The following is a 14,603-nucleotide window of genomic DNA, read 5'->3' on the forward strand; positions in this document are numbered from 1 at the left end:
TAGATGAGTCACTGTTAATGGAAAGCAGTGACGTTACTCTAATCTATTTCTTTACAGTGCGATAATACTGCACTGTACCCTGAGGGCTGTATTATCGCAGTTTTTGAATGTATACGTAGAAATTATACTTTTCAAGATGTCTGTTTTACCAAGTATCAATACAGTCATCACTAATGGGAAAGGTAGGTGGGATGGAGCGCTGTAAGTGGGAATAGCAGAGAAAATATAACTATCAGCCGGCTATATATTGGTGGCCGGGGTTATTGGAGCAGCATCTGTCAGGGTGTAGATCAGCTGAGTAGTTGTTATACCCAGTGCTGCCCGTACATCTTTCAGGGGAAGCGGGAGAAAATCATCCGGATTAAATCTGTTTAACTGTTGCAAGGCCGGCATCTGTTTAGCCAGCGTAACACCTTGTTGGAAAGTGATGAGATCTGCATCCGAAAATCTATAGTCGGCGGGATATAAATACTTGCTGACAAATTTATATAGCCATATTTCCACCACATTAAGTGTTTTTACACTTCCCATCGTAAATCCAATTGTAAAGGCCTCATCCGCCGGTTTAATACCACGTCCAATCAGACAATGTACAAGGTCATGCTGATACAGACTAATGGCTCCGGAGAATTCAAGACACCATCTGGGATTTTCCATGAACTGCAAAATCCAGGGGAGTTTAGTGTAGTTGTCTACCTGATACAAAGTCTGGAAACGTTGATATGCCTGAGATAGCGTAAGTGTTTCATCCATCTGCCAGGCGTTCTGGCTGGTGAAGACAGCAGTTGTTGCGCCGCTGGTCAAAGCGGTGTTTGGAGTGATGGTTTTCATATGTTCTTGTTAAGATGAAAAATTCATGAACGCATCCGTTGGATCGGGGAGATACCCGTTATAATTGTTTTGTTGTAAACCCGGAAATATTGAGAGATTGAATGGGGCAGTATGAATATGGTAGTTCCTAAAGAAACGGTCAGTCGTCTTTACGGAACCATAGTATTTAAATCTTAATAGGAGGTTAATGAATCTATATTAATCTTATGGTGTTTTTTCTATTTAACATAATATAAATTATAGGAATAATCTGAATCATTTAAAAGGTCATAGAAAGTTTCTACAAAAGTCTGGGCGCTTTCCAGTTTTTGCATCTAAATAGCTGAAAATGAAGGCGCTGAGAATCGCATATTTGCGAGCTGGCCCTACCTATGGTGGGAATATTACAAGCTCAAAGCCTGTCTGAAACGGCAAAATTGTTCCCGGAATGAGTTGGTGAGTTGTCCGGATGTGGCCCCGTTTTTTGGATAAGCATATCCCCTATAATTTGGTTCCGGAATTTAAACACCCGCAGGAATATTCCGCCATCATCTTAACCAAAGAAAAAGAATCAATTCCGGGATATTTAAAGGCGCGAATAATCGCGCCTTTGTTACATAGGCTATAAAGTCTTTATCGGGCTAAAAAATCCAGTACGGCGTCCAGTAATGCAGCAGGATTCTCTTCCACGATCCAATGCCCTGTATTCGGTATACGCACGCCAATCACCTGTGTGGCAACTTCTTCGGCCATTTCCTTCATGATTGGGCCGCTGGTACTGATATCGCCGCCAACTGCCAGCACCGGAATGGTGAGTTTGCCTTTTTTCTGCAGCGTTGCCCGGTTGTCGAGGATATCCTGATCAAAGGCACGATACAATTCTAAACCAGCCCGAAGTGCGCCTGGCGCGGCATAGATGGCGGCAAACAAATCGATATCTTCCTCCGTGATGGCGCCTACATTAAATATCCGGGCATTAAAAAATGCCTGCAAATATTTCCGTTCACGACCGGCGATCAATAATTCCGGTACATCCCGAACAGCATGAAATGAAAAGTGCCACACCCGGTGATCAGAGCGGATGCGATCAAAAACAGCTGTACCTGGAATGATTGCATCTATTACAATCAAATGCGAAACATCTTCCCGGTATTCCTGCGCATATGCGTATGCTACCATCAGCCCTATATCATGGCCGATTAAAATTACGGGGCTTTCGATCTGCAGCTGCTCTTTTATCACTTTATGAATATCGCCGGCCATAGTACGCTTATCGTATCCGGTAAGTGGACGCCAGGAAGCACCCGCACCGCGGTAATCCGGCACAATAACCCGATACCCGGCGCCGACTAAGCCAGGGATCAGTAATCGCCATTCCCACCACGTTTGCGGAAAGCCATGCAACAATACAATTACCCGATCGCCACTGCCAGCTTCCACATAATGAATCCGCAAAGCAGGGTCAATCACCGCCATACCATGTGTGAATGTTATACTGCTCAGATTTTCTTTTTCAGACATACTTGAATGATTTTAATAGTAATAGAACAATTGAGAAATCGCTGATTTATTTCATTATAAAGGTCCCGCTATAATTATTTAGATTAGCTTTCGTTTCAACAGAATAAAAGCTAAAAACTTTCGATTCGAAATTTTTTCAGGTATGAAAACAGATACACTGCACTATGCCATACTGAATGAGTTACAATTGGACGCCAGAATGAGCAATGCGGAAATCGGCAGGAAAGTGGGCCTCACAGCCCCTGCTGTAGCTGCGCGTATCAGGCAGATGCGCGAGGAAGGCATCATCAAAGGTTTTACAACTACCATCGACTTCATGCGACTGGATTATCAACAAAAAGTGGTGGTAGCTGTACAACTGCCGCACGGTAGTATTCCCTCATTCCTGCAGGAAGTAAAGAAAATGACGGGTGTCACCCATATAGAACATACGACCGGAGAATATTGCTTCTTTATCAGCCTGGTGGTGAGATCAGCCCATGAACTTAACGGGAAACTAAATGAGCTGGGCAGATTTGGTCAGACAACTACCTTCTCCGTTTTATCAACGCCAGTGGATACGAAAGCCATTGAGCTGTCGTGAAAAGCTATCAACATAAATATTCAAATACAATAGCATGGCATTATCAGCACCTCAACAACAAATGCTGCAACAGTTGACAGAAGAACTAAAAACGATTGACGGCGTTGCTGCGATTGTACTCGGTGGCTCTCATGCCACCGGCATGGCAACGGAACGTTCAGACCTGGACATTGGTATCTATTATTACGAAGCGCAACCTTTCAATATTCCAGCTATAAAAAGTCTGGCAACAAAATACCACACAGGCAGCGACCCGACGGTGACAGATTTCTATCAATGGGGCCCCTGGGTAAATGGAGGTGCCTGGCTGGAAACAGCAGCAGGCAAAGTGGATTTTCTCTACAGAAACATCGATCAGGTAAAGGCTACCATCGCAAAAGCAGGGCAAGGCGAATGGGAAAATCATTATGAACAACAGCCGCCCTATGGCTTTTCTTCGGTGATCTATCTGGCAGAAACGAAAGCTTGTATACCTCTTTATGATCCGCAACACCTCATCACTGCCTTAAAAAAATCGGTCAGCACCTACCCTCCTGCATTGCGGCAAACCATCATACAGCAATCGCTTTGGGCCGCCGAGTTCACCGTGGCGCATGCGGAAGCTTTTGCCATTCAAAAAGACATCTACAACCTTTCCGGTTGCCTGACCAGGGCGGTGAAGAACATCATCAGTGCATTGTTTGCCATCAATGAAATCTATCCCATCGGAGATAAAAAAGCCGTGGAGATTATCGCACAGTGTAAGTACAGCCCGGAACTGCTGCCGGTAAAAGTGGAACAGATTTTAGTGATTACAGACATGGTTCAAAGTACGGTACGGCTGAAAGCCTTATTGCAGGAAGTCATTGACCTCACAGATGGCGCCTACAAAGCGTTGTATAACTTTAGTAAATAATACTGTCAGTAACCAGGTTCATCAACGATGAAGAAAAGTTCATGCCCTGCAGGAATGTTAGTTTAATTCAGGTAAATTTGTTACAGTCAATAATCATCCTGGTGAATATGGAAGATGCAATAGATCTCAGTCGGGTACATAAAATGCTTAGCTATATTGAAGAAAACTATGACCAGGCTATTTCAGTGAAAGAGCTGGAACGCATCTCGCATTATTCCTACAGAAATATTCAGCGCATCTTCAAGTACGCGTGCCACGAAACCATAGGCGCCTATCAGAAACGGCTTAGATTGGAGAATGCTTTTAAAAAGATCCTTTATACAAAAGACAATCTGATATCTATTGCACTGGATGTGGGATTTGCCAACCAGGCTTCTTTTTCAAAAGCCTTCAAACAACAATTTGGTATTTCTCCCAGAGAAGCCAAATACCAGAAAGAACCGTTGTTCGCGCAGGCAAAGATTACTGCTATTGCGCCTGATCAGCAATTAAAACCGGATATTATCTATCTCTCCCCTATCACAGTTTATTATCAAAGTGCCTTTATTAATTATACGCATGAGGAAGTGGAAACTGCGTGGGAACAATTCCTGCAGCACGACATCCCTCCTGCCGGCACCGAATTTTATGGCATCATCGCCGATGAACCTTTGATACGGGAGCAGCTGACCTGCAGGTATGACACCTGTTATGTCAGCCAGACAATTAATTCTCAACTGCCGTCAAAAAAAATTCCGGGTGGCAGGTATGCCCAGTTTGCACATCACGGCGCATATGAAACCATTGAAGATACTTACGGAAAAATATATGCAGGCTGGATACTGGATACAGAACTGGAGTTTGCGCATACTCCCATTATCGAAAAATATGTAAAGCACCCGGACAATACAACAGATACCGAAGAGTTGCTGACCTACATATGGCTGCCGCTTAAATAAGATTGTCAATTTTGGACAACATTGCCCCCATGGATCTATCTAGTTTTGACACTTTATTCAGTGTCTTAAAAATATAAATCATGTACAAAATGGGAATCACAGGAACCATATTATCTGCACTTTTATTATCCTGCGGGAAAGAGGAATCATCACTCACCAACACGACCGCAGCGACGGCCGATACGGCTATATTATATACCATGCCGGAAGAATCCAGTCCGCATGAAGGTACCTGGCTGCAATGGCCGCATGAATATCAATATGGTAAAAGCTTCCGGAACCGCCTGGATGCCACCTGGATAGCGATGACCAAAGCATTGGCGCCTCATGAAAAGGTACATATCGTGGCCTATGACCAGGAAGAAAAAGAAAGAATTACCGAAATGCTGACAGCCGTGCAAACGCCTATGGCGAATGTAGACTTTACCATCAGCCAAACAGATGATGTCTGGGTACGGGATAATGGTCCTATCTATGTAAGAGACAAACAAGGCAAACTGCTGATCGAAGACTGGGGCTTTAACGCCTGGGGCCGTAAAGCGGCCTATGATAATTGTAATCAGATACCGGCACGAATAGCCAGCGATCAGCAATTACAACGCATAGATCTCAACAATAAAATGATTAATGAAGGTGGTAGTGTTGAAATTGATGGGAAAGGTGTTTTAATGGCCTGCAAGAGCTCCGTTTTAAATGAAAACCGGAATCCAGGCATGACACAAGCCCAGGCAGAAGCGATATTCACCAAATATCTGGGGGTGACCAAATTCATCTGGCTCGATGGAAAAGCCGGGCTGGAGATCACAGATATGCATATCGACGGATTTGCCAGATTTGCCAATCCCACTACGATTGTCACCATGTCTGATGATGACCTGCTTTACTGGCAAGTCCCGGAAAAGGATATCAATACCTTACTGGAGGCTACCAATAAAAATGGGAATGCCTATCGGTTCGTAAAGATTCCGCTCACCCAAAATGAAGTGGTAACCACTTACGGTAAAAATGTAGGGAGAGCTTCATATATCAATTATTACATTGCTAACAACCGTGTTCTGGTGCCTAATTACAATGATCCGAATGATGCGGTGGCCAATAGCATCATTCAGGGACTGTATCCTGGCAGACAAGTCATCGGTATTGACTGCCGTAACTTATTCGCCAATGGGGGTATGGTGCATTGTGTCACCCAGCAACAACCGCGGTAACGTGATTGCCATCCATAGCTGATTTTAAAGGTGCGAACACTCGCACCTTTATTGCGTTGGAATAGCCCGGGCCATAAAGACAAAACCAGCAAAACGATTACAGCACAGATACTTTATCTTTATCGTGGGCCAACATAAGCCGTGTATGAAGATAGAGATAATAGCACCCCCCATGGCACTTAAACAGGTGGTGAAACATTTTTGGTATACTACTTCACAGCAACCCGGTGAAAGCGCTGGTACTTCTGGTACTTATGGCGTTTGGGCAGATGGCGCACCCGGTATCATTTTTCAGCATCACCAGGGACATTCGGCTATCCTGAATACAGCAGGGACTCCCTTCCCCCTATCGTTTGCGTATGGACAAAGTACCCGCCCCTGTACGAATCAGGTTACCGGTAATCCGTTACTGTTGGGTATCAGCTTCTATCCTACTGCATTTAAAAAACTATTTTCCATAGACGCATCTGACCTGACCAATACCCTGCTGGATGCAGCCCAGCTGTTTACCCCGTCATTTATCGAACAGCTCCTCCATACCGCTGATCCCAGACAGATTATCCGGTTGTTCAGTCAACGCCTGGCACAGCAGCTGCTAAAATATCCACAGGATGCTGCTATCGATGAAAGCGTCCGTATACTGCAACAAGCTACCACCCGGATCGACTCCGCACTGTTAGCCAGCCGCATTCATATTTCCCAACGGCAGTTTCAACGTAGATTTAAAGCCTATGTAGGCGTATGTACCGAAACCTACCAGCGGATTATGAAGTTTCAACAGGCACTCCGGCTACTGCGTCACCAGCAATACAACAAACTGAGTGATATCAGCTACCACCTTGATTATGCCGACCAATCTCATTTTAACAGGGAGTTTAAATTGTTTTCCGGCTTCACGCCGAAGGCATTACAGGAACGGCTACACGGGAACTATCCTGCAGAACTGTCGCGCATGATAAGGTACGACTGATAAATGTCGCTACGGTTCTATTTTGAGACATGCCATACTACTACTTTGCAGCCATTATAAAGCTGATCACTATGCTGCAAATACATCACCTGAACTGTGTGGACATTCAATCTCCTATGGGAGCCTCCGCTATCGGACATTGTTTATTACTGGAAACACCAGACCGGCTGGTGCTGATAGATACCGGCATCGGCTTACAAGAGACACGGCAACCTGCTGAACGGCTTGGGCAGCAACTGATTGACGCTATCGGCCTGCAATTCGACGAAGCATTGACCGCTATCCAACAAATAACTGCCTTAGGACTGGATCCCAAAAAGGTAACAGATTGCCTCATCTCTCATTTAGACCTGGATCATATCGGTGGGCTGGCAGACTTCCCCCATGCTACGGTGCATGTCGGCGCCGAAGAATATGAACAATTCACGCGTGACCACGACAGATACCTCTCGCACCAGTTAGACCATCGTCCGGAAATCATCACCTATCCGGCAGGCAACGATACCTGGTTTAGCTTTGAAGCCAGAAAAACGAGGGTAGCCATCGATACAGACATCTACCTGATTCCGCTCTTTGGCCATAGCCGTGGGCATTGCGGCGTGGCTATCAGACAGGAGGCTACCTGGCTGTTTTATATCGGAGACGCCTATTACCTCCGGGCCGAACTAACAGATCCGGATCATCCTGTGGCCGCGCTGTCAAAAATGAAGGCGGATGACGCTGCCCTGCATATGGCAACGCTTCATCGCATCCGCACATTTATGCACGCACATCCGGAGGTGGTTGTTTTCGGATACCATGATATCACAGAATTTCCGTTACCGGCTGTAACAAGGGAAAACGAAAGCCCGGTCTGATACTACGATTGCTGCGATGCACTATTCCGGGCGGGTGTACTTCGGTACCCCTAACCGCTGTGCACCATAGATACCGGTATGTCCGCTGAAATAATAAGCCGTGAAACAGGCTACTGCAAGGTATAAGGTATGATCGGCGCCAAACAGCTCAATGCCCATGAGGGTACAGGCGATGGGGGTATTGGTGGCGCCGGCAAAAACAGCGACAAATCCCAGCCCGGCAAAAAGATCCACCGGTGCGCCCAGCAGCACAGCCAGGGTATGACCCAAAGTAGCGCCAATAAAAAAGAGGGGGGTCACCTCTCCTCCTTTAAATCCCATTCCTAAAGTGATAGCCGTGAAAACCAGCTTCCACAGCCAGCTCCAGGGGTTGATGGCATGCCCGGCATCAAAGGCCGCTACAATACTGATCCCGTCTGGCGAAGCACTATGTACGCCCAGGCCCAGGTAATCTGTAGTACCGGCTACAAAAGTTAATCCGATAATGAGTAAACCGCCGGCAAAAGGTACCAGCCAGGGGATTTTAATATAGGCGTTGGCGTGATGCTTAATCCGGTGCATCAGGGTGGAAAAGAGGAAACTGCTAAGCCCAAAAGCAACGCCACCGAGAATCACTTTCACCAGCAGCCACAGATCCAGGTGTACAAACGGCCAATACTCCATGACAGCCTTACCGGTATAATGGATGCTATAATGGGTGTGGGTAATGCCCCAGGCGCTGCACACCCAATCTGCCAGCACGGCGGCTATCAGGCAAGGTACCAGGGCGTCGTAGCGCATCACCCCAATGGCCAGTACTTCCAGGGCAAAAACAGCACCGGTGACGGGCGTTCCAAACACCGCGCCGAAACCGGCGGCGATACCTGTCATCAGTAAGATACGTGTATCCTTAGGGGTTAGTCCCAGTTTTCTGGCGATCCAACCGGCAATGCTGCCGCCAATCTGAACCGCAGTGCCTTCCCGGCCGGCGGAGCCACCAAAGAGATGGGTGATAATAGTGGTTAGCAATACTAAGGGCGCCATACGGGCCGGCACGCCGCCACCCGGCTGATGGATTTCCTCCATGATCAGGTTATTCCCTTTCTCTGCGTTGCGGCCGGCTAAACGGTATAACCAGTAAATACCGATACCCGCAAAAGGCAATCCGTATAACAACCAGCTATGTGCCCAACGGAATTGCGTAGCCCATTCCAATAACCACAAAAATAAAGCTACCAGCGAGCCTGCCGCCAGGGCTACGGGTAATACCAATAAAGTCCAGCGTAGCAGCTGTCGGGCTACCGTCAATTGTTCCGGAGAAGTGTTGTATTTATTCATATCCTACAAATAGCAGTGTGAAAAACAGCCGGTCAGGCAGTTCCATATTTGTAGGCGCCATCAGTCAACGGTTGGTTGACGGTTTGGATCAGGAAGACACCATTTCCTGTATTATGAATACAAATGTAAATTTAATCTTTCAATATTTCTGCATAATAGGCAGCGCCCCACAAAGCCGTTTTATCATTATTCACAATATGAATGGGCACACTGGCCAGCAGTTCCGCCATCCGATCGCCCTGCATATAGTGATGGTAAAAATCGCCGGTTTCCAGCAGCGCGGCAATCTTAGGAGGAATACCGCCCCCCAGGAACAAGCCGCCCGTCGCTTTCATTTTCAATACCAGGTTACAGGCTTCCCGGGCCAGGTAACGTACAAACAGTTCCATGGTTTTAACGGCAATAGCCGTATTGCCACTGATGGCCGACTGACTCAAAGCTGCAGCCGGATCTCCTTCCTGCATAGCCGTCTGAAGGGAATGCGGTACTTCCATGCCTTTGACATCCCGGAGAAACTGAAAGATATCTGATATACCAGGGCCGCTTACCAGGCGTTCACAGCTCACAATTTCATATTTCTCCTGTAAGTAACGCAACAATAAAATATCCAGGTCTGTTCTGGGCGCGAAGTCGGTATGTCCGCCTTCTGTCGGAAAAGGATGATGCCAGGTACCATCCCAGTACAATCCGGCCATCCCCAAACCAGTGCCAGGTGCAATGATGGCCATATTGCCGTTGGCATTGCCACTTCCCCTGTGTAAAGTAGTCAGCTGCGCATCCGTTAAAGTAGCCAGGCCATAAGCCGTGGCTTCCAGGTCGTTAATGAGCGCTACCTTATTAATACCGGTATGCTGGCGGATTTCCGCTTCACTCAGTTCCCTGGAAAGATTGGTCAGCTCTACCTTACCATTCACGACCGGACCGGCTACGCCAATGCATATACGCTGTGGCGGTGTTTGACCGCACTCCCCGATAAAGTGATGAATAATTGCTGAAAAGCTGGCGTACTCGCGGGAAGCATATTTATGCTCCCGGATCAGTTCCAGGGCGCCATTGCTGGCTTTAAACAAGGCCAGATTGGTTTTCGTACCACCTAAATCACCTGCCAGTAAATAAGAATTATTGACGGCTTCTTCCGGCGGTGCGATAAACCGGGGAAGATAGTGTTGCTTTTTCAGTGTCTCCATCTTGCTATAGCTTATGTGCTAAAAATAATATTTTCAGGCAAATCTTTTATGATGATTATGTTTTGTTAATTAATAATGCCGGATAGCTATCTCATGATTATTGGAACAGCATTTGTGTCGGCATGAACAATTTTCTGACCAAAGTGTAGTTCAATCACATCAATAGCGAATTCATGGAAAGACATACTTATCAGACAGGACTTATTGGCAACTGTGCATTCCTGGCGCACATCAACAAGAATACGAACGTAGATTGGCTTTGCTGGCCCCGCATGGATAGCTCTTTTATATTTGGCGGCCTGCTCGACAAAAAGAAAGGCGGTGAATTTTCGATATTGCCCGAAGCTGATTATGACAGCCACCAGTATTACCTGGAGAACACCAATATATTATGTACAGAAATCACGACTACAGAAGGCAGCTACCGGGTTACCGACTTTTCGCCCCGCTTTCTGCAGTATGAACGTTTCTTCAAACCGCTGATGCTGGTGCGTAAGATAGAGCCCCTGGAAGGATCTCCCCGCATCCGGGTAAAATGTGCGCCAGTCTGTGAGTATGGGTCCGCACCTTTGCATGCCATGCGGGGCAGCAGCCACATTGAATTTACGGGCTGTGAAGAAAATGTACGGCTGACCACCAACATTGCGGTCAGCTATCTGATGGATGAAGAATATTTTGTACTGAATGATACCCGCTATCTGATTCTCACCTATGGCCAGCCGCTGGAAGCCCCACTGGTCAGTACAGCGGAACGCTTCCTGCGGGAAACGGTTACCTACTGGCGCACCTGGATCAAACATTCCTCTATCGCCAATTACTTTCAGCCTTATGTGATCCGCTCTGCGCTGGCGCTCAAAATTCATCAGTATGAAGATACCGGTGCAATCATTGCCGCCAGTACGACCAGCCTGCCCGAATATCCGGACAGCAGCCGTAACTGGGATTATCGCTTTTGCTGGATGCGGGATACCTATTACGTGATTACGGCCTTAAACCATATTGGTCATTTTGAGGAAATGGAACGGTACTTCGGGTATATCACCGATATTTCTTTCTCCGGCGATTTCCGGTATCAGCCGCTGTATGGTATTACCGGACAAAAGACCTTATCGGAAACCATTCTGCCTCACCTGAACGGCTATATGGGAAATCAGCCCGTACGTATCGGCAACCAGGCTTATGAACACATACAGAATGATATATACGGCCAGGTACTGATATCCATGTTGCCCCTGTATACAGATCACCGGTTTATTTTTACGGAGCGGAAAGATTCAGACAGATGGATAGATCTCTTATTAAAGAAGATAGAAAAAACCATCGATGAGAAAGACGCCGGCATCTGGGAATTCAGGAATATGGCCAACATACATTGTTACACCAATCTTTTCCAATGGGCCGGATGCTGTGCGGCAGAAAAGATGGCGCGTACCATTGGCAATGAAACGCTGATCAACAGAGCCGTGGCCCTGAAAGAACGGGCAGCCGCACATATAGAAAGCTGCTATGATCCTGTGCGTAAAGTATATACCAATGCAGCTGGCAGTCAGCACCTGGATGCCAGCACTTTACAGCTCATCATGATGAACTACCTGGACCCTGCTTCTGAAAAAGCCCGCGATCACCTGGCTGCGTTGGAGAAAGAACTGAAAACACCGGAAGGGCTTTTCTATCGTTATCTGCATGCAGATGATTTCGGGAAACCCAAAACTACTTTCCTTGTTTGCGCCTTCTGGTATGTGGAAGCACTGGCCTGTGTAGGGCGCCTGGAAGATGCCCAACGTGAATTTGAAAAGCTCCTGCAATATTCCAATCACCTGCTGCTGTTCAGTGAAGATGTGGAAGCTGCTACCGGCAGCCAGTGGGGCAATTTCCCGCAGGCCTATAGCCATGTGGGCTTGATGAATGCAGCGTATAGAATATCGATGAAACTGGATGTGCCTATATTTCTGTAAGGTTGATGAATACATAAAAGATAAAGGAGAAGATGTGGGCATCTTCTCCTTTATCTTTTATAATAAAATATTGTCCTACTTCTTGAGCGTCCGCAACAAATGTCTCACCTCATGATAACTCCGCAGGTAATACTGCGCGGCTGATACCTGCCCACCTACTTTAATGCTAAATGCCTTGGGGGGCAATGCCTTAAAAATATCTTCGTCTGTCACATCATCTCCCATAGCCATGATGAAATCATACTGTTTGTGATTGAGCCAGCTGAGGGCAGCCTTTCCTTTGTTGATCTCTATATTCTTTACTTCTATGACCTTATCGCCGGGCAATACCTGTAAGCCTTTTTCCATGGTATAATACCGCAGGGTGTTCATCAGCTCATTGGCGCGTAACTCTCCCAGGCCGGATTCCACTTTCCGGTAATGCCATACCAGGGAATAGGTTTTCTCTTCTATGAAAGAACCGGGAGTACGGTCGGTAGCCTGTTCCATCATAGGTTGTATTTCCTGCTTCCAGGTATCCGTGAGTCCGGGTAATTCGAACCATTCGCCGTCTTTGGTTTTCTGCCACGCACCATGTTCTGCTATCAGGTCCAGGGGTAGATGCCCGAACCATTCGCCCAGGGTTTCATGTTTACGGCCGCTGATCATCACAATGTGATTACCGGGAACGGCGGCCAGCTCCCGCAGCAGCTGGTACAGGTCCGGATCGGGCGATGCTGCATCAATATTGGATTGAAAGCCTACCAGGGTACCATCGTAGTCCAGGAAGATAATCCGTTGCTTCGCTTCCCGGTATTGTTGTCGTATCATGGAAGCCGTTTCCTGGCTCACGAGGCGGGCCAGCATATTCTGTTGCATCTCGTTCACTTCTTTCAGGCGGGTCATAAATAATTTTACCCAGTGGTGCACATTGAATTTGGAGACCACCTGCCGCATTGGTTTCATCCGGCGTTGTTGCTCCGGCAACGGCATATTCAGCGCGTCCACAATAGCCCGGATGATAGCCCCGAGGTTATTGGGGTTCACAATCAGGGCATCACTTAATTCTTTAGATGCACCTGCCATCTCACTCAGGATCAATACCCCATCATTATTATTCCGGCTGGCAACATATTCTTTACTCACGAGGTTCATGCCGTCACGCATAGGTGTTACCAGGCAGATGTCGGAAAAATTATACAGGGCCGATAAAGTACTCACAGGGAATGAACGATAAAAATACTGGATCGGATGCCAGCTGAGGGTACGGAACCGGGCGTTGATATTGCCTACCTGTTTGTCTATTTCATCACGCAGCTCTTTATACTGCGGTACCGTGTCACGGGAAGGCACTACAATCATATACAATACAATCTTACCGATATATTCAGGATGTAGTTGCAGCAGGAGCTCAAATGCCTGCAACCGTTGCCGGATCCCTTTACTGTAATCCAGCCGGTCGATGGAAAGGATTAACCGGTCTTCCTTAAAGTTCTCTTTCAGGCTTTGTACCTGTTCCAGTACTTCCGGGTCGTTGCCGAGGGAAGAGAATTTGCCGTAGTCAATTCCCATGGGAAAAGTTTCCACGACAACTGCGCGGTCATTATAGGATACCACATTGGCGGTGGTGTTCACAGGCAGTACACGGCTGACGGCATTCAGAAAATGACGGGTATCATCAAAGGTATGAAAGCCCATGAGGTCAGATCCCAGCATGCCTTCCAGGATTTCGGCCCGCCATGGAATGAGGCGAAACAGTTCATACGACGGAAACGGGATGTGTTGGAAAAAGCCGATGGAAATTTCCGGTAAGGCTGCCCGCAACATGCCTGGTAATAATAACAGCTGGTAGTCATGTACCCAGATGATATCATCCGGCTCCGCTACTTTTAAAATAATATCCCTGAATTTCTGGTTCACCTGATAGTAGGCATCCCAGTAGGTTTGTTCATAGCGGGCATAAACGGACATATAGTGGAAAACCGGCCACAGTGTTTCATTCGAAAATCCTTCGTAGAAGTTGTTGATTTCATCCTGGGTAAGATAAACCGGCATTAAGTTGAGCTGTTTGAATTGCTTCGCTATCTTTTCCTGTGTAGCCGGATCGGTAATCTCCTGGCCTGGCCAGCCAATCCAGATATTGTTGCCTTCTCTGTAAATAGCGCCCAGACCAGTTGCCAGTCCGCCTTCACTGGGCTGCAGGGTAAATTCGCCGTCGTTCTCTGTAATCTTAACCGGAAGCCTGTTCGATACAATAATGGTTTTTCGCATAGTCAGTTTATATATCTATTATCAAATTACTTTCAGTCGGGAACGCACCAACAAAACAAAAAATGCACCCAAAAGAGCGGAACCCAAATAATGTAAAATAATACGGCTGCTA

12 protein-coding genes and 1 riboswitch are annotated in these 14,603 nt (G+C 46.9%); of the genes, 7 read left to right on the top strand and 5 right to left on the bottom strand.

What is annotated here, in order from left to right; genetic code table 11:
* Positions 1–240 precede the first annotated feature (240 nt).
* Entirely contained in the window at positions 241–831 is a 591-nt protein-coding gene (locus OL444_RS19740; protein ID WP_264730390.1) for a hypothetical protein, read from the bottom strand.
* A 612-nt stretch (positions 832–1,443) separates the two neighbouring features.
* A complete protein-coding gene (locus OL444_RS19745; protein WP_264730388.1) occupies positions 1,444–2,331 on the bottom strand; it encodes an alpha/beta fold hydrolase in 888 nt (295 codons plus the stop codon).
* A 142-nt stretch (positions 2,332–2,473) separates the two neighbouring features.
* Between OL444_RS19745 and OL444_RS19750 the strand changes: the two genes are divergently transcribed.
* From OL444_RS19750 to OL444_RS19775, 6 genes are all read left to right on the top strand, one after another.
* The gene (locus OL444_RS19750; RefSeq protein WP_264730386.1) at positions 2,474–2,914 is read left to right on the top strand and encodes an Lrp/AsnC family transcriptional regulator; all 441 of its coding nucleotides are present in this window, start codon (positions 2,474–2,476) and stop codon (positions 2,912–2,914) included.
* Between the two features lie 34 nt (positions 2,915–2,948).
* Positions 2,949–3,809: a nucleotidyltransferase domain-containing protein gene (locus tag OL444_RS19755; protein WP_264730384.1), complete on the top strand. Its 861-nt coding sequence runs from the start codon at positions 2,949–2,951 to the stop codon at positions 3,807–3,809.
* 77 nt (positions 3,810–3,886) lie between these two features.
* Positions 3,887–4,747, top strand: coding sequence for an AraC family transcriptional regulator (locus tag OL444_RS19760; RefSeq protein WP_264730381.1), 861 nt, complete (start codon positions 3,887–3,889; stop codon positions 4,745–4,747).
* Positions 4,748–4,836: 89 nt separating this feature from the next.
* Positions 4,837–5,955, top strand: a complete 1,119-nt coding sequence (locus OL444_RS19765; RefSeq protein WP_264730379.1) for an agmatine deiminase family protein — start codon at positions 4,837–4,839, stop codon at positions 5,953–5,955.
* A 172-nt stretch (positions 5,956–6,127) separates the two neighbouring features.
* Positions 6,128–6,925, top strand: a complete 798-nt coding sequence (locus OL444_RS19770) for a helix-turn-helix domain-containing protein (protein ID WP_264730377.1) — start codon at positions 6,128–6,130, stop codon at positions 6,923–6,925.
* Between the two features lie 71 nt (positions 6,926–6,996).
* Positions 6,997–7,782, top strand: coding sequence for an MBL fold metallo-hydrolase (locus OL444_RS19775; protein WP_264730375.1), 786 nt, complete (start codon positions 6,997–6,999; stop codon positions 7,780–7,782).
* Positions 7,783–7,803: 21 nt separating this feature from the next.
* Here the strand turns inward: OL444_RS19775 and OL444_RS19780 are convergent, their stop codons facing one another.
* Positions 7,804–9,099, bottom strand: a complete 1,296-nt coding sequence (locus OL444_RS19780) for a voltage-gated chloride channel family protein (protein WP_264730373.1) — start codon at positions 9,097–9,099, stop codon at positions 7,804–7,806.
* Positions 9,100–9,143: 44 nt separating this feature from the next.
* A riboswitch (Fluoride riboswitch) is annotated at positions 9,144–9,215 on the bottom strand.
* Between the two features lie 15 nt (positions 9,216–9,230).
* On the bottom strand, positions 9,231–10,286 hold the full coding sequence (gene glk / locus OL444_RS19785) for a glucokinase (RefSeq protein WP_264730371.1): 1,056 nt from the start codon (positions 10,284–10,286) through the stop codon (positions 9,231–9,233).
* Between the two features lie 173 nt (positions 10,287–10,459).
* Between glk and OL444_RS19790 the strand changes: the two genes are divergently transcribed.
* Positions 10,460–12,241, top strand: coding sequence for a glycoside hydrolase family 15 protein (locus OL444_RS19790; RefSeq protein WP_264730370.1), 1,782 nt, complete (start codon positions 10,460–10,462; stop codon positions 12,239–12,241).
* A 75-nt stretch (positions 12,242–12,316) separates the two neighbouring features.
* Here the strand turns inward: OL444_RS19790 and OL444_RS19795 are convergent, their stop codons facing one another.
* A complete protein-coding gene (locus OL444_RS19795) occupies positions 12,317–14,491 on the bottom strand; it encodes a bifunctional alpha,alpha-trehalose-phosphate synthase (UDP-forming)/trehalose-phosphatase (RefSeq protein WP_264730368.1) in 2,175 nt (724 codons plus the stop codon).
* Positions 14,492–14,603 lie beyond the last annotated feature (112 nt).

Origin of the sequence: Chitinophaga nivalis, assembly GCF_025989125.1 — a bacterium.
Classification (GTDB): Bacteria; Bacteroidota; Bacteroidia; order Chitinophagales; family Chitinophagaceae; genus Chitinophaga; species Chitinophaga nivalis.

What these genes read in the sequence shown, in the direction of transcription:
- OL444_RS19795 (WP_264730368.1), bottom strand. Translation starts at nt 14,491, where the DNA reads ATGCGAAAAACCATTATTGTATCGAACAGGCTTCCGGTTAAGATTACA.
- OL444_RS19750 (WP_264730386.1), top strand. Translation starts at nt 2,474, where the DNA reads ATGAAAACAGATACACTGCACTATGCCATACTGAATGAGTTACAATTG.
- OL444_RS19780 (WP_264730373.1), bottom strand. Translation starts at nt 9,099, where the DNA reads ATGAATAAATACAACACTTCTCCGGAACAATTGACGGTAGCCCGACAG.
- glk (WP_264730371.1), bottom strand. Translation starts at nt 10,286, where the DNA reads ATGGAGACACTGAAAAAGCAACACTATCTTCCCCGGTTTATCGCACCG.
- OL444_RS19790 (WP_264730370.1), top strand. Translation starts at nt 10,460, where the DNA reads ATGGAAAGACATACTTATCAGACAGGACTTATTGGCAACTGTGCATTC.
- OL444_RS19755 (WP_264730384.1), top strand. Translation starts at nt 2,949, where the DNA reads ATGGCATTATCAGCACCTCAACAACAAATGCTGCAACAGTTGACAGAA.
- OL444_RS19765 (WP_264730379.1), top strand. Translation starts at nt 4,837, where the DNA reads ATGGGAATCACAGGAACCATATTATCTGCACTTTTATTATCCTGCGGG.
- OL444_RS19745 (WP_264730388.1), bottom strand. Translation starts at nt 2,331, where the DNA reads ATGTCTGAAAAAGAAAATCTGAGCAGTATAACATTCACACATGGTATG.
- OL444_RS19740 (WP_264730390.1), bottom strand. Translation starts at nt 831, where the DNA reads ATGAAAACCATCACTCCAAACACCGCTTTGACCAGCGGCGCAACAACT.
- OL444_RS19775 (WP_264730375.1), top strand. Translation starts at nt 6,997, where the DNA reads ATGCTGCAAATACATCACCTGAACTGTGTGGACATTCAATCTCCTATG.
- OL444_RS19770 (WP_264730377.1), top strand. Translation starts at nt 6,128, where the DNA reads ATGGCACTTAAACAGGTGGTGAAACATTTTTGGTATACTACTTCACAG.